The sequence below is a fragment of the Flavobacterium sp. MMLR14_040 genome, from assembly GCF_033657265.1.
In the GTDB taxonomy this organism is placed as follows: Bacteria; Bacteroidota; Bacteroidia; order Flavobacteriales; family Flavobacteriaceae; genus Flavobacterium.
In genome coordinates, this window is the sequence record NZ_JAWVWO010000004.1 from 1 (window position 1) to 15,871 (window position 15,871).

The 15,871-nt window shown below is 33.2% G+C and carries 17 protein-coding genes; 8 read left to right on the top strand and 9 right to left on the bottom strand.

The genetic code is table 11. The features are described 5' to 3' along the window. The first annotated feature begins 160 nt into the window (after positions 1-160). Positions 161-538 carry a DUF1508 domain-containing protein gene (locus SD960_RS07265; protein WP_318801863.1) on the top strand — a complete coding sequence of 126 codons (378 nt, stop codon included), beginning with the start codon at positions 161-163 and terminating at the stop codon, positions 536-538. Positions 539-744: 206 nt separating this feature from the next. Here SD960_RS07265 and SD960_RS07270 read toward each other — a convergent pair whose 3' ends face one another. Further along, positions 745-969 carry a hypothetical protein gene (locus tag SD960_RS07270; RefSeq protein WP_318801865.1) on the bottom strand — a complete coding sequence of 75 codons (225 nt, stop codon included), beginning with the start codon at positions 967-969 and terminating at the stop codon, positions 745-747. 339 nt (positions 970-1,308) lie between these two features. Beyond that, positions 1,309-2,547 carry a 3-deoxy-D-manno-octulosonic acid transferase gene (locus tag SD960_RS07275; RefSeq protein WP_318801867.1) on the bottom strand — a complete coding sequence of 413 codons (1,239 nt, stop codon included), beginning with the start codon at positions 2,545-2,547 and terminating at the stop codon, positions 1,309-1,311. Positions 2,548-2,684: 137 nt separating this feature from the next. Here SD960_RS07275 and SD960_RS07280 point away from each other — a divergent pair, with 137 nt between their 5' ends. The 4 genes from SD960_RS07280 (at position 2,685) to SD960_RS07295 (ending at position 5,620) form a co-directional block, all read left to right on the top strand. Further along, on the top strand, positions 2,685-3,815 hold the full coding sequence (locus SD960_RS07280) for a DegT/DnrJ/EryC1/StrS family aminotransferase (protein ID WP_318801869.1): 1,131 nt from the start codon (positions 2,685-2,687) through the stop codon (positions 3,813-3,815). A gap of 116 nt (positions 3,816-3,931) precedes the next feature. Further along, entirely contained in the window at positions 3,932-4,945 is a 1,014-nt protein-coding gene (galE, locus tag SD960_RS07285) for a UDP-glucose 4-epimerase GalE (protein WP_318801871.1), read from the top strand. A 169-nt stretch (positions 4,946-5,114) separates the two neighbouring features. Then, positions 5,115-5,309 (top strand): hypothetical protein, encoded by a 195-nt coding sequence (locus tag SD960_RS07290; protein ID WP_318801873.1) that lies wholly within the window; start codon positions 5,115-5,117, stop codon positions 5,307-5,309. Beyond that, complete coding sequence (locus SD960_RS07295; protein WP_318801875.1) at positions 5,294-5,620, top strand: hypothetical protein; 327 nt, start codon at positions 5,294-5,296, stop codon at positions 5,618-5,620. The genes SD960_RS07290 and SD960_RS07295 overlap by 16 nt, the downstream gene beginning before the upstream one ends. 82 nt (positions 5,621-5,702) lie before the next feature. Here SD960_RS07295 and fabD read toward each other — a convergent pair whose 3' ends face one another. Both fabD and SD960_RS07305 read right to left on the bottom strand, forming a co-directional pair. Then, on the bottom strand, positions 5,703-6,578 hold the full coding sequence (gene fabD, locus SD960_RS07300) for an ACP S-malonyltransferase (protein WP_318801877.1): 876 nt from the start codon (positions 6,576-6,578) through the stop codon (positions 5,703-5,705). A 73-nt stretch (positions 6,579-6,651) separates the two neighbouring features. Beyond that, the gene (locus SD960_RS07305) at positions 6,652-7,014 is read right to left on the bottom strand and encodes a DUF983 domain-containing protein (RefSeq protein ID WP_318801880.1); all 363 of its coding nucleotides are present in this window, start codon (positions 7,012-7,014) and stop codon (positions 6,652-6,654) included. Positions 7,015-7,182: 168 nt separating this feature from the next. Here SD960_RS07305 and SD960_RS07310 point away from each other — a divergent pair, with 168 nt between their 5' ends. Then, complete coding sequence (locus SD960_RS07310; protein WP_318801883.1) at positions 7,183-8,046, top strand: helix-turn-helix domain-containing protein; 864 nt, start codon at positions 7,183-7,185, stop codon at positions 8,044-8,046. A 243-nt stretch (positions 8,047-8,289) separates the two neighbouring features. Here the strand turns inward: SD960_RS07310 and SD960_RS07315 are convergent, their stop codons facing one another. From SD960_RS07315 to SD960_RS07325, 3 genes are all read right to left on the bottom strand, one after another. Then, positions 8,290-8,823 carry a YceI family protein gene (locus SD960_RS07315; RefSeq protein WP_042565716.1) on the bottom strand — a complete coding sequence of 178 codons (534 nt, stop codon included), beginning with the start codon at positions 8,821-8,823 and terminating at the stop codon, positions 8,290-8,292. Positions 8,824-8,975: 152 nt separating this feature from the next. After that, complete coding sequence (locus SD960_RS07320) at positions 8,976-9,692, bottom strand: pirin family protein (protein WP_318801885.1); 717 nt, start codon at positions 9,690-9,692, stop codon at positions 8,976-8,978. A 380-nt stretch (positions 9,693-10,072) separates the two neighbouring features. Beyond that, a complete protein-coding gene (locus SD960_RS07325) occupies positions 10,073-11,554 on the bottom strand; it encodes a helix-turn-helix domain-containing protein (protein ID WP_318801886.1) in 1,482 nt (493 codons plus the stop codon). 207 nt (positions 11,555-11,761) lie between these two features. On the opposite strand from SD960_RS07325, the gene aceB reads away from it, so the two are divergent. Continuing rightward, positions 11,762-13,363, top strand: a complete 1,602-nt coding sequence (gene aceB / locus SD960_RS07330; protein ID WP_318801887.1) for a malate synthase A — start codon at positions 11,762-11,764, stop codon at positions 13,361-13,363. Positions 13,364-13,485: 122 nt separating this feature from the next. Then, complete coding sequence (gene aceA / locus SD960_RS07335) at positions 13,486-14,766, top strand: isocitrate lyase (protein WP_042565720.1); 1,281 nt, start codon at positions 13,486-13,488, stop codon at positions 14,764-14,766. 209 nt (positions 14,767-14,975) lie between these two features. Here aceA and SD960_RS07340 read toward each other — a convergent pair whose 3' ends face one another. Further along, positions 14,976-15,551: a Crp/Fnr family transcriptional regulator gene (locus SD960_RS07340; protein WP_318801888.1), complete on the bottom strand. Its 576-nt coding sequence runs from the start codon at positions 15,549-15,551 to the stop codon at positions 14,976-14,978. Then, the gene (locus SD960_RS07345) at positions 15,551-15,868 is read right to left on the bottom strand and encodes a DUF6370 family protein (protein ID WP_318801889.1); all 318 of its coding nucleotides are present in this window, start codon (positions 15,866-15,868) and stop codon (positions 15,551-15,553) included. The genes SD960_RS07340 and SD960_RS07345 overlap by 1 nt, the downstream gene beginning before the upstream one ends. Positions 15,869-15,871: the final 3 nt, after the last annotated feature.

Sequence of the window (15,871 nt, forward strand, 5' to 3'; positions counted from 1 at the left end):
GTTCTAAGGTTCTAAGGTTCTAAGGTTCTAAGGTTCTAAGGTTCTAAGGTTCTAAGGTTCTAAGGTTCTAAGGTTCTAAGGTTCTAAGGTTCTAAGGTTCTTAGAGTTGTTTAAAAAATCTAAAATCTAAAATCTAAAATCTGCAATCTAAAATAAAAACATGGGTGCATTCGTAATTAGTAGAAGATTTAATGATGAATATAAATTTGTATTTACTTCCCGAAAAGGGAAAGTGATATTTACAAGTTTAAGTTATGAGTTAAAGTTTGAATGTGAGGAAGATATTGAAAAATTTAAACTAAATGTAGATCAGGCTAGATTTTTAAAATTTAAAGGTTCTGGAGGAAAGTATTTTTTTAAATTGATGTTGGGTGAGGTTCATTTTGCAACAAGTCGAAAATACACTACAGAATTGCTTTTGCAGAAAGGAATTAAAGAAATTGTAACTTATTCTTCAAGATCTGAAATTTTGGATTTCTCGTCGAATGAATCAATTTTTGAAGATGAAGAGATTGTTGAAGAAGAGGAAGTGGAATAATGGATGAATTTCAATATTTGAAAATTCCAGATTCCAATTTTGTATTTGGTTTGTAAATAAATGTAATAATGTAAAAATCCCAAATTTCAGAAACAGAGTGTTCTGGAATTTGGGATTTTTGATATTGGAATTTTGTGTTAAAAATATTTAGCACAAAAAAACCATCACGATGGATGGTTTTAAAATCTTTAGAACTTAGGTTCTAATTATTTTTTTACTTCTTCTTTAGCAGCTTCTACTTTAGTAGCAGCAGAGTCAACTTTTGCAGCAGCAGAATCAACAGTTGCAGCAGCAGAATCAACTACAGCAGCAGCAGAATCAACAGCAACAGCAGTAGAATCTACAGACTCAGTAGCTGCAGCATCAGCTTTTTTACAAGAAACAACAGTTAAAACAGCAACAACAGCTAAACTTAAAAATACTTTTTTCATCTTACTTTATTATAAAAGGTTAATTATTAATTCGTGGCAAAGATATAAATTTTTTAATATGTAAAATATTTTTTTATTTTTTTTTTAAAATATTTTCATTGCTCACGATTATCTTATTTATCAAAGATAGTGCCAAATTAGTAAAAATTTATTATATTATTGTATTTTTTGTATAAATTATTTTTCATTAAATATTCAATAATAGAATTGGCTATTTTAATTCACTTCATTGCAGTTTATTTTGCTTTTGACTAATTATTCTGCAAGCCGTAAAGGTCAAAAAGAGCGCTTTTAGGCCTTCTTTTTCATGACAACGACATCAAACCAGCTTTAACTATGTTAAAATGCTTGAGAGACGATTTTCATAATGGTGTTTGTTGCTCCTGTATTATCCTGAATGTAAGACTTGCAAATTTGTCCTTTTTCTTTTAGAAAATTTTTATCATTTACCAATTGATCAAAACCGTGTTTTAATTCATTGCTATTGGATATTACGGTGCATCCTTTAAGTTTAACCAGTTCTACAGCTTCGGCAAAATTGGAAAAATTTGGTCCAATTATAATTGGAATTCCAAACGTTGCGGGTTCAAGAATATTGTGAATACCCGGATTTCCAAAGCCTCCGCCAACATAAGCTATCGTTCCGTAGCTATAGATTTTAGTCAATAAACCAATTGTATCAATTATAAAAACAGAATAATTTGATAAATCATGATTGTTCTTTTCGGAAAATAAAACACTTGATTTTGTTATCTGCGATTTAAGATTTGAAATTTGTTCTGTCTTAATATTATGCGGGGCAATAATAAATTTCACATCATTCGGAGCCTGGTTTATATATTCTGCTATCAGGGCTTCGTCTTTTGGCCACGAACTTCCAATGACAATTGTGGTTTGATTATTTTTAAATTTTTCGATATAATCAAGCGAATTATCTCTTTCTAAAATAGCATTTACACGATCAAAACGAGTATCGCCTGAAACAATTACATTGTTAAATCCAATGGCTTCAATTTTTTGTTTCGAACTTTCGTTCTGAACAAAAAAATAAGTAAAGGCTTTTAATGCTTTTCTATAAAAACCGCCATACCATTTAAAAAACATTTGGCTGTCTCTAAAAATCCCGGAAATCAAATATGTTGGGGTTTTGCTTGTTTCTAATTCTTTTAAATAGTTTAGCCAAAATTCATATTTGATAAAAAATGCTTTTTCAGGATGTACGAGTTTTAAAAATCGTTTTGCATTTTTTTTGGTATCTAATGGAAGATATATAGTGACATCTGCGACTGTGTTATTTTTACGCACTTCGTATCCTGAAGGGGAAAAAAAAGTAACAACAATTTTATGCGAAGGATATTTTTCTTTTATTTTCTCGATTACAGGTAAGCCTTGTTCGTATTCGCCAAGTGAGGCCGAATGAAACCAGATAGTTTTGTCTGTGGCTTTTATTTTTTCTTCTAAAATGGAAAAAACGTTTTTCCTTCCATCAATAAAAAGTTTGATTTTAGGACTAAAAAGCGCCACAATTTTAAGAAAAAAACCGGCAATGGAAATAACTAAATTGTACAGAAAAAGCATAGATGTAATTTTGCTGCTAAATTACGCTTCTTTCGATTATTTTCATTGTCCAAAGGTATTAAATAACTATTTTTGTGCTTCGTTTAGAGATTTGGTTTCAAAATCAAATCTTAAGTTTTAAATAAATAAAAAGATAAATGAAAAAAATTCAAATGGTTGACTTAAAGAGTCAATATGAAAAAATAAAAGCCACTGTTGATGCTTCAATTCAAGAAGTTTTAGATACAAATACTTATATAAACGGGCCATTGGTTCATCAATTTCAAAAAAATCTTGAAGACTATTTAGGAGCAAAACACGTGATTCCATGTGCAAATGGTACAGATGCCTTGCAAATTGCCATGATGGGATTGGATTTAAAACCTGGTGATGAGGTAATTACTGCCGATTTTACTTTTGCAGCTACTGTTGAGGTTATCGCTTTATTGCAGTTAACTCCGGTTTTGGTTGATGTTGATATTACAAATATGAATATTGATATCGAAGCCATTAAAAAAGCAATTACTCCAAAAACAAAAGCAATTGTTCCGGTACATTTATTTGGTCGTGCTGCAAATATGGATGCTATTATGGAAATCGCTGCCGAACATAATTTGTATGTAATAGAAGACAACGCTCAAGCTATTGGAGCAGATTATGTTTCTAAATCTGGTGAAAAAACTAAGGTTGGTGTGATTGGTCATGTTGCTGCAACATCATTTTTTCCATCAAAAAACCTAGGTTGTTATGGAGACGGTGGAGCAATTTTTACAAATGATGATAAATTAGCACATATTATTCGAGGAATCGTAAATCACGGAATGTACGAGCGTTATCACCATGATGTTGTAGGGGTTAATTCTCGTTTAGACAGTATCCAGGCAGGTGTTTTAAATGCAAAGTTGCCTCTGTTGGATGAATATAATAAAGCGCGCCGTCGTGCAGCTACAAAATATAATGCAGCTTTTGCAGGTCACAAAAATATTATTACGCCTGAGTTTGATGCAAACGAAAATGATCACGTTTTTCATCAATATGTATTGAGAATTATCGATGCAGACCGTAATGGCTTAATGCAGCATTTGTTAGACAAAGGGATTCCGTGTGCAATTTATTACCCAATTCCATTGCATTCTCAAAAAGCTTATGTTGATGTTCGTTATAAAGAAGAGCAATTTCCGGTTACCAATCAACTAGTAAAAGAAGTGATTGCTTTGCCAATGCATACAGAATTAGATGATGAGCAGATTAAATTTATTACCGACAGTGTAATTGAGTTTTTGAAATAAGAAACAATATAGAGTAAAGAGAATAGAAAAAGAACATAAAAGACAATAGAAAAAGAGAAATAGAAAAATTTATATAATCTATCTTCTTTATTCTATTTTCTGTAATCTAAAAAAGAATGAAAATATTAGTAACCGGAGGATTAGGATTTATAGGTTCGCATACTGTAGTCGAATTGCAAAACGAAGGCTTTGAAGTGGTAATAATTGATGATCTTTCTAATGCATCAGAAGATGTTATAAAGGGAATCGTAAATATTACGTGCAAAAAACCGCTGTTTGAAAAAATAGATTTAAGAGAAAAAGCCGCAGTAAAGGATTTCTTTAAAAAATATAATGATGTTGCAGGTGTAATTCATTTTGCAGCTTCAAAAGCAGTTGGTGAAAGTGTTGAAAATCCGTTATTATACTACGAGAATAATATTAGTAGTTTAGTTTATTTGTTGCAGGAATTAAAAGAAAAACCTGAGGCAAGTTTTATTTTTAGCTCGTCTTGTACGGTTTACGGTCAAGCCGAAAAAATGCCAATTACAGAAGATGCGCCCGTTCAGGCAGCAATGTCTCCTTACGGAAATACCAAGCAAATCGGAGAAGAAATCATCAATGATACTGCAAAAGTTACTAATATAAGTGCTATTTTGTTACGTTATTTTAATCCGGTTGGAGCGCACCCAAGCACAGAAATTGGAGAATTGCCTTTAGGAGTTCCTCAAAATCTGGTTCCGTTTATTACACAAACCGGAATGGGATTACGTCAGGAGTTATCTGTTTTTGGTAATGATTACCCAACGCCGGACGGAACGGCAGTTCGTGATTACATTCACGTTGTCGATTTAGCAAAAGCACACGTAATTGCACTACAGCGTTTATTAAATAAAAAGAATCTACAAAAAGTAGAAACTTTTAATTTAGGAACCGGAAAAGGAAGTTCGGTTCTTGAAGTTATTCATAGTTTTGAAAAAGTAAGCGATAAAAAATTACCTTATAAAATAATGCCGCGTCGTGAAGGTGATATCACTGAAGCATATGCCAATACAGATAAAGCAAACAATGTTTTAGGCTGGAAAGCAGAATTAAGCCTTGACGAAGCAATGGCAAGCGCCTGGAAATGGGAACAGAAAGTTCGTTCTTAATAAAGTTCTCTGTTTTCAGTCACAGTTTTCCCTAGAGATGCACAGCAATACATCTGACATCTGCGGATATGAAATAATTGAAATCCCAAATAATCAATCTAGATTATTTGGGATTTTTTATTTTGATTCGATTTATTTTGTAATTTTGTAAGATAAAATTGTAGGAATTATGGGCTCAAAAAAAGAGAATGAAAAAAATAATAAGGTCGAAGAGCCCAGAATAGAATATGAAGTTCAAAAACCTCAATTTAAAGGAATAGATCGCGAGACTTTTGATTTTGATGCTGAATTTGCAAAAGGATTAACTCTTGAGGAAGCAAAAGCAGAATCAATTAGAAGGATCAGAGAATGGTGGGGAAAATAGAAGTGATTTTTGCGCCAAATGTGATTCTTTATCTTGATGATTTAGTGAATGTTTTATATAAGAGAGAATATTTTGGTTTTAATGAATCAGCGGAGGAATATGTTTCTGATATTTATGATGCAGTTCCTGAAAGAATAAAAAAAACTTTGCATAACAAAACTCCAGCATCAATTCAATATCTAGGTTTAAATTATGTTTTTTACAAAGTAAATGCTAGAACAACTTGGTATATCTTTTTTGAAAAAAGAGATCAAAATTATTTCATAACAACAATAATAAATAATAATAGTCCCGAAGTAAAAGAACTATAATAGCAAAATCCTCATAAATATATTATGAGGATTTTTATTTGGATATCTTGCAAAAGACGCACTGCAGTGCGCTCTCTACAAATTAAGCATTCGCCGTAACCGCTTCTTTATCAATTTTATTGATCAAACCAGCTAAAACTTTTCCTGGACCCACTTCAGTAAATAAAGTAGCGCCGTCAGCGATCATTTGTTGTACAGATTGTGTCCATTTTACAGGAGCCGTCAATTGTATAATTAAGTTCTTTTTGATTTCGTTTGCATCCGAAACTGCGTTTGCAGTAACATTTTGGTAAACCGGACAAATAGGAGTAGAGAAAGTAGTTGCTTCAATTGCAGCTGCTAATTCTTCTCTTGCAGGTTCCATCATTGGTGAGTGAAATGCTCCTCCAACAGGTAAAATTAAAGCACGTTTTGCTCCTGCAGCTTTCATAGCTTCACAAGCTTTTTCAACTGCTGTAGTTTCTCCGGAAATTACTAATTGTCCCGGGCAGTTGTAGTTTGCAGCAACCACAATTCCGTCGATAGAAGCGCAAACTTCTTCAACAATATTATCAGCAAGACCTAAAACCGCAGCCATTGTAGAGGGTGTAATTTCGCAGGCTTTTTGCATTGCCAAAGCACGTTGAGAAACTAATTTAAGACCATCTTCAAAAGATAAAGTTCCGTTTGTAACCAATGCAGAAAATTCGCCTAAAGAATGTCCTGCAACCATTTCAGGTTTAAAATCTTCTCCTAAAGTTTTGGCTAAAATAACAGAGTGTAAAAATACGGCCGGCTGTGTAACTTTAGTTTCTTTTAGTTCTTCGGCAGTGCCTTCAAACATAATATCTGTAATTCTAAAACCTAAAATTTCGTTAGCTTTTTCGAATAATTCTTTGGCTAAAGCCGATGATTCATATAAGTCTTTGCCCATTCCTGTAAACTGTGCGCCCTGACCTGGAAATACGTATGCTTTCATTTGTCTAATTTAATTTTTATTTTTTTTTAGAATTGAAAATTAGTTTCAATTGAAAGGCAAAAGTAGTATTTTTTTAGCTCGTATAATCCTTAAACATATAAATCCATGCTAATCTTGAAAATCTAAGATTGAAAGAAGTGAGTAAGGTAATAACAACGGCAATAATCGGAATGATTCTTAAATCAAATGTTTGATCAAAGAAAAACTGTGCAATACAATATGTTGCAATTCCCTGAGCGACTGTTAATCCGTAGTTTACATACATGGCGCCAAAAAAATAACCAGGCTCTTTTTGAAATTTATAATTACAATGACTGCAGTATTCGTTCATTTTTGGAAGTCCGAAAGTCAAAAAAATACTTTTGTCTTTAAATACTTTTCCTTTATGACAAACAGGACATTCGTTGCTTAAAATATGAGTTAATGTAGTTGACATGGCTTTGTTATTTTTATTTATACAAAGGTATTTTATAATAGATTAAAAGTCTTTTTTATATCTTCGCTACTTATAGCACAATAAGGACATTTTGTTTTTAAATTCCAATAAAAAAATCCAAAATCCAAAATCTAAAATCTGCAATCTAAAATCTAAATTTAATCGCATATGAAAAAATATCCTGTTTATAGTGTTCAGAATTTTAGCTGTAATGATGTTCATCGCGATTTTTACGTCAATACTTTTGCAGAACATTTAAAAAGCCACAGTTTTGTCGAAGAGCCGCATCGTCATGATTCCTACTTAATGGTGTTTTTTACAAATGGTTCTGGATTGCATGAGGTTGATTTTGATCAATTTGAAATAAAAAGGGGAAGTTTATTTGTTCTCCAACCCGGACAAATGCATCATTGGAGTTTATCTGAAGATATTGAAGGCTTTGTGATTATTTTTTCGCAGGAACTTTATAATTTATATTTCGGACAAAAAAATATCAACGATTATAATTTTTACCATTCCATTCATAACAGGCCGGAAATGGTTTTTGAAGAAATAGAAATTCCAAAAATCCAGCCTTATTTTGATTTATTAATTCAGGAAAATAATCAGGAAAATAAATTACAGTTAGATAAAATGCTGAACTTATTAGATTGTATTCATATAGAAATTTCCAGAAAATATAGTGAGACTTACTCACATCAAACACATTCTTATAATATTAAAATTAATACGTTTGAACGGCTTTTGGAGCAATATTTCAGAAAAGAAAAACTGCCTTCTTTTTATGCAGAAAAATTAAATATCACCCTAAAACACTTAAATAGAATCTGCAATGAAATTCTACAGAAAACAGCAACCGAAGTAATTACAGATCGCGTTATTCTCGAAATAAAACGAATGTTAATCGATAAACAATTGTCTATTAACGAAATTGCATTTGCTGTTGGCTATGAAGATTACTCCTATTTCTCCAGATTCTTCAAAAAACAAACCGGAATGTCGCCAACTGAATTTCGAAATACTGTTCGTTGATTTTTTAGTTTGCCACGAATTTCCACTAATTTTTTTCTCAAAGCTTAAATATTTTTTGCCACAGATTAAAAGATTTCAACCGATTTGAAATTCACATAATCCCTTAATCTGTGGCAGAAAAAAATAAAATATTAATTCGTGAAAATTAGTGTAATTCGTGGCAAACTCTAAAACAAAAACCCTGCACTTTCTAAAAAGTACAGGGTTTTTAACCAACCAAATTAAAACCTATTTATTACAAGATTAAGCTTGTTTTACAAATTGTAACTCAATGTTTAAACGAACTTCTTCTCCAACTAAAACACCCCCGGTTTCAAGAGCAGAGTTCCAGTTTAAACCCCAATCTTTACGATTAATTTTTCCTTCAATGCTTAAACCAACTTTAGTATTTCCCCAAGGATCAGTCATGATTCCGCTAAAATCTACAGGAAAAGTTACTGATTTAGAAACACCTTTGATGTTTAGATCTCCAGTAATTTCATAATCTCCATCATCAATTTTTTTGAATGAAGAAGCTTTGAAAGTTAATTTTGGATTGTTTTCAGCATCAAAGAAATCAGCGCTTCTTAAGTGACCGTCTCTGTCTGCATTTGCAGTATCGATAGAAGCGATATCGCCCGAAAATTCGATTGCTGCGTTTTCAAAATCATTTCCTTCTGTAGTGATTGAAGCATCGTAAGTTCCAAATTTTCCTGAAACATTTGTAAACATCATGTGTTTAACTTTAAAACCAATTTCTGAGTGAGTTGGGTCAATTGACCATTTTGTAGTTGCCATAATTTTTATTTTTTAAAATATTAATTTCATTTTGATAGGACAAAGTTACTTCAGCTGTCTTCATTTGGCACTTAACCTAGATTAAGAAATAATAACGAAGTATTTTTGAATCCCAATTTGTTTTGTGTTATTGTTTGAAAAGAAGTCCTGAATTAATAGTTCATCGGAATATCCATTAATAAAAATTCAGCATCAGTATTTGCCTGAATATTTAAAGTATCAGTTCCTGAAATACCAACCGCGTCACGAGTATTTAATTCCTGTCCGTTGATTGTTACATTTCCTTTTAAAACGAAAGCGTAAACCCCGTTTCCTTCTTTTTTAATTTTGTATTCTGTAGCAATTCCGGCATCAAAATTCCCCATATTAAACCAGGCATCCTGATGAATCCATACTCCGTCATCATCAGCATTTGGAGATAAAATTTGTGCTAATTTATTATGTCTGTCAGCAACATTCAAAGTAATTTGTTGGTAACGAGGATCTACATTTCTTTTATTTGGAAACAACCAGATTTGCAACAATTTAGTTTGCTGATCTTCATTTGGGTTAAACTCACTGTGTTGAACACCAGTTCCGGCACTCATGACCTGAATATCACCATTTTTGATAATTTCAGTATTTCCCATGCTGTCTTTGTGTGCTAAATCGCCTTCTAACGGAATGGTAATAATTTCCATATTATCGTGAGGATGCGTTCCAAAACCCATTCCACCTGCAATCGTGTCGTCATTCAAAACACGAAGCGCACCAAACTGAATTCTATCCGGATTGTACCAGCTTGCAAAACTAAAACTGTGATAAGCGTTAAGCCATCCGTGATTTGCATTTCCTCTTGTTTCTGCTTTATGTAATACTATATTTTCCATGACCTTATCTGTTTTGTTATTTTTATAGTACAAAGATACCATCAAGGTCAATGAAGAGCACTTAATGTAGATTAAGAAAAAAGGTGCTGAGGTTTTGAGAGACTAAGATTCTAAGGTTTTTTTGATTTATTAAAAATATGAATAGAAATAAAAAAGTCCCAGCGGGACAATATGTTTGTAGAAAATAATGAGAAACGAATAATCAAAGCTCCAGCGGAGCGAAATATTTATTTAGCACTACTATTTCGCTCCGCTGGAGCTTTGGTGTAGGATTATATATTTTTGCTATAAATATGATGCTCCGCTGGAGCTTTTAATATATTGCGTAAAATCTTCAATCTAAAGTCTAAAATCTGCGATCTAAAATCTACAATCTACAACTAGCTATACTGCGAGATAAACTGCTGTACAACAACATCAGTATTCTCATGACGTTTTTTCTTTTCCAATGCAATTGGCGGCGCGGCTCTTTCAAGACAATTTTTTACGTCGCAGGTTTCACAGGTTACGCCTACAATTCTTTTTGCAAGTGGTTTTCCTTCAATGAATTTGAATTTCTTTTTCATTGTAGGATTGATCAAAATTCCAACAGAAATACTGCGAATGTTGTCTTTTATAAAAGGATCTTTTGTGGCTGATGAAAAAACCAGGTATTCATTTCCGCTATGTACATAACTGGAAATCTGTGCATCAAAAAAATGAGGTTTATTTTGTCTGATCGCTTCATCTATGGTTTTTACCGAAACCCATCTTCTGCAATAATGCTCGTTGGTTTCGTTCGCATGCGGTTCCTGCTGATTGGTAATGTGTAATTCTTTTTTGATTTGATAAACATCAGAGCCAATTTTATGAGACATTCTTAAAAAGAATAAGTTTTTCAGATGAAAATCTTTCGGCAGCAAATTCGTTAATCGCTGGTAAAAAGATTCCGGAGAAACTTCAAAACTTTCGATTAAAGCAACAAATTCTTCCGGGTTTGGTTTTTCGTTGGTTAGGAAATCATTGATTGTATTAACCACCAGTTGTCTTGGTAATAATAAAGCTCCGGCAAAATAAGAAGCATAAAAATTATGCAAAACCTGATCAAAATTATCGAATTTTATCCAGCTGAAAGTCAGTAAACGATCGGATATTTTAAGATAATTATAAGCAATTTCTTTAGCTAAAATAAAAGCTCTTTGCGGATGATCAATTTCGGTTGAAAGTAATAAAGTTTTGCTTTTTGGGACATAAATAGAGCGTAAATCCTCTAAAGCTTCCTGATCTGTAAAGGCAATTTCTTCTATAGTATAATCGTATTCTTCTTTAAGAATGGCTTCTAATTCTTCAACCGTAATTTTCGAATCTAAATTAATCTGGAATGATTTCGAAAATTCGATTACTTTCTCTTCTAAATCTTCAAAATAATTGCTGTGCGCTTCCTGATAAGAACGCAATGCAGCCAAAAAGAAACTCTCCCGACTTAAATTATAATGCTGAGCAATTTCGATAATGGTACTTATAAACGCATTGACTTTTGCAGGCGCATTAGCAATAATATCAATTAAATCGGCTTCCTGAATTCCAAAAAGTTCTAGTGGAATCTCTTTTAAAATTCCCGATTTTAAGATTTCGCCAATAGGAGCGAGGTTATTATCAAGTTTTAAAGAGATCATTTGGTCATAAGAAACATCCAAATGTTTACAAAGGAGTAAAATTTTATCTGTTTTTGGATATTTTTTTCCCTTTTCAATTTCGTTCAAATACGATTTTGAAAGATTTGTCAATTTGGCTAAGCCAAAAAGCGAAAGATTTTTTTGGGTTCTAACTTGTTTCAGTTTGAGTCCAAATATCAGCTTTATATAGTCTTTTTCGATATCCATGATTCAAATATAGCCATTTAAAAAATAATCGCCAAAAAATTATTTTTAATATTTAGCGAACGTTCGCTTGTTTTGTAAAAAACTTTTTTCTAATATTGTGGTGTAGAAATTATTAGATATCAGATTGTTATAATCAAAATGTTTTTTACAAGTCAATTCTAATTTGAATAACGATTTTGATTTACTAATGAAATAAAAACCACAGCTATGAAAAACCAATTAGAAATTACCGAAACGGCAATGGAATTTTTAGCCGAAAAAAAGTTTTCTTATCCAAACATTTGGACAGAAGAAGCAATTGCTTTTATAACAGAATTGCATCGAAAATTCGAAGCGCAAAGAAAATTACTATTATTACAGCGCGACCAAAAACAAGTCGCTTTGAATCTTGGTATAATGCCTTCTTTTCCTTCAGATACCAAGGCCGTCAGAGAAAGTAATTGGGTGGCTGGAGAAATCCCCAAAGATTTATTAGACAGGAGAGTGGAAATTACCGGGCCGGTCGATCGTAAAATGATTATCAACGCGTTGAATTCGGGAGCCAAAACTTTTATGGCCGATTTCGAAGACAGTACATCTCCAACCTGGCAAAATTTAATGGATGGTCAGACGAATTTAATTGACGCTGTAAACAAAACGATTTCTTATACCGATTCGGCTAAAAACAAAAGTTATCAATTAAATGAAAAAATCGCAACGCTAATCGTTCGTCCAAGGGGATTGCATTTGCCAGAAAAACATCTTTTAATTGATGGAAAAGAAGTTTCTGGTTCTTTAGTAGATTTTGGTTTGTATGTTTTTCATAATCATAAAAAGCTTTTGGAAGACAATTCAGGTCCGTATTTCTATATCCCAAAATTGGAACATTATTTAGAAGCACGCTGGTGGAATAATGTAATTGATTTTACAGAGAATTATTTCAAATTGAAAAGAGGAACCATTAAAGTGACGGTTTTGATTGAAACCATAACAGCAAGTTTTCAATTAGATGAAATTATCTACGAATTGAAAGAACATATTGTGGGATTGAACTGCGGACGCTGGGATTATATTTTTTCATACATCAAGAAATTTCGCAAGAACCCAAAGTTCATCGTTCCGGATCGCGATCAGGTAAATATGACTTCGCCTTTTATGAATGCGTATTCAAATTTGGTAATTCAAAGATGTCATAAAAGAGGGATTCACGCTATTGGCGGAATGGCCGCACAAATTCCGATTAAAAACAATGAAGAAGCCAATGCGCTTGCTTTCGCGAAAGTAAAAACCGATAAAGAAAGAGAAGTTCGAAATGGTCACGACGGAACCTGGGTCGCGCATCCGGATTTGGTTTCGTTAGCAAAAGCTGTTTTTGATGCCGGAATGCCAACTCCAAATCAAATTCATATTAAAAGAGAACATCGCAAAATAATGGAAGAAGATTTGCTTGAACCGCCAATTGGAATCATTACAGAAAACGGTGTTCGAAAAAACATCAATGTTGGAGTTTTGTATCTGGCTTCATGGCTGAATGGTCAAGGGGCTGCGGCTCTGCATAATTTGATGGAAGATGCTGCAACTGCCGAGATTTCGAGATCGCAATTGTGGCAATGGCTTCAAAATAAAGTGACATTGGATAATGACAGAAAATTAGATTTGGCTTATTATCACGAATTGGCTTTAGATGAATATCAGAAAATTAAAACGGAATTAGGAGAAGAAAATTACGAAAAACGTCAATTTCCTTTAGCGGAAAAAGTTTTAGAAAGATTGGTTGTAAATACTGATTTTGTTGACTTTTTGACTATTCCGTGTTACAAATACCTTTAGACAATTAAAAATTTGGAATTAAAAATTAAAAATCTGCGATATCTGCGATATCTGCGTGAAAAAAATATTTTTAATTTTTAATTGAATGAAATGCTTTACTAACCACTTTAACTATATTATTTATGAAAACAACAGAAGACAGAATTCAGGAATTGATTAACGATTGGATTACGAACCCGAGATGGAAAGGTGTTGAACGCCCGTATACTGCTACAGAAGTGGTTACGCTACAGGGTTCTTATCAAATTGAGCATTCTATTGCCAAAATGGGAGCGCAAAAATTATGGAAAAAGTTAAAAAGTCAGGATTATGTTGCTGGTTTGGGCGCATTGACAGGAAATCAGGCGATTCAGGAAGTCGATGCAGGCCTGGAAGCGATTTATTTAAGCGGCTGGCAGGTGGCTGCCGACGCAAATTTGGCGGGAGAAATGTATCCGGATCAATCGCTTTATCCAGTAAATAGTGTGCCAATTGTAGTAAAAAAAATTAATAATGCCTTATTGCGTGCTGACCAGATTCAGGTGGTTAATGAGGTTAAAGATAAAAAAGATTACTTGGTTCCAATTGTGGCCGATGCCGAAGCTGGTTTTGGCGGAAACCTGAATGCTTTTGAACTAATGAAGTCAATGATTGAAGCCGGAGCTTCTGGAGTTCATTTTGAAGATCAGTTGAGTTCTGCTAAAAAATGCGGACATTTAGGCGGAAAAGTTTTGGTACCAACACAGGAAGCTATTAATAAGCTAATTGCGGCACGTTTAGCTTCGGATGTTATGGGAGTTTCAACTTTAATAGTTGCCAGAACAGATGCTGATGCTGCTAATTTATTAACTAGCGATGCAGATCCGAGAGATGCAAAATTTATTACAGGTGAAAAAACCAACGAAGGTTTCTTTTATGTAAAAAACGGAATCGATCAGGGAATTGCAAGAGGTTTAAGCTACGCGCCGTATGCCGATTTGATTTGGATGGAAACAAGTAATCCGGATTTGGTTTATGCTAAAAAGTTTGCCGATGCGATGAAAAAAGAATTTCCAGACAAGATGTTGGCATACAATTGTTCGCCTTCTTTTAATTGGGCTGCAAAATTATCTGTTGCAGAAATGGAAACTTTTAGAGAAGATTTGGCCGCAATGGGTTATAAATTCCAGTTCATTACGCTGGCAGGATTCCATGCTTTGAATACAAGTATGTTCGAATTGTCTAAAGCCTACAAAGAACGCGGAATGGCTGGTTATTCTGAATTGCAGGAACGCGAATTTGCTTTGCAGAAAAACGGATTCAGAGCTGTAAAACATCAGGCTTTTGTGGGAACTTCTTATTTTGATGCGGTTCAAAACACCGTAACAATTGGAAAATCAACAACAACTGCAATGAAACATTCTACAGAGGTTGAGCAATTTTAATTCAATAAAAAACACGGCTGCTTAGCTGTGTTTTTGTTTTTTTGCCACAGATTGCACAGATTGAAAGGATTTAAAAAAAATATTGCCACGAATTTCACGAATTCACTCGAATTTTAATTTGACTTTTAAGTCAATAAATTAGTGAAAATTAGTGAAATTCGTGGCGAACAAAAAATCATTTTAATCTGTGCAATCTGTGGCTGAAAAACTTATTTTTTCAAAAGTCTTGCTTTCATTTTGCTGAAAAATTCTGGCGTAACGCCAATGAATGAAGCAATTTGTTTTTGCGGAACTTTGTGTACCAATGTTCCGTATTTGGTAGTGAATTTCTCAAAGCGTTCTTCTGCGGGTAAACTTAAGTTATCCATTAATCTTTGCTGATTGGCAACTAATGAGTTTTCAATTAAAATTCTGAAAAAGCGCTCTAGTTTTGGAATATCATGAAACAGTTGTTCCTGATTTTCTTTTGATAATGAAACTACTTCAGCTTCTTCTAAAACTTCAATAAAAAGCTGCCCCGGTTTTTGCGAAAAATAGCTGTACATATCGCTCATCCACCAGCCTTCGCAGGCAAACGATAAAACATGTTCAACAATATTGTCATTAATATTGAAACTTCTTAAAATTCCGGAATTTACAAAATATGAATGTTTGCAGATTTCGCCGGCATTCAATAAGATACTTTTGGGTTTGTAAGTGTTTGTTTCTAATTTGGATAAAAAAAGCGCTTGTTCCTCTGCTGTTAGTGAAACATGTTTGGCAATGTTTTCAAGAATTAACTCCATTATTTTTTGTTGTCTATTAAAGTGAATGATGTCGCTTTAAAACGGTTTTTTTCGATTGTTCCCGTTACAGAAGCTTTTCTAATAGCATTACAAAATCCGTCTTCTGCATGTGCGTCACCGTGATCGTGAATAGTTGTTCCGTCAACGAAATATTTTTTTCCGTCAATTCGAACGGCTAAATCACAGCTTTTGCCTTTCATTCCAAACTGACATTCTCCGCAAGATGCTTCAACAATTTGAGGTTTATCAATTACTTTAGTTTGTGCCTGGGTTGAAATTCCGATAAACAGGAAAATCATAAATAGTATTTTTTTCATTTT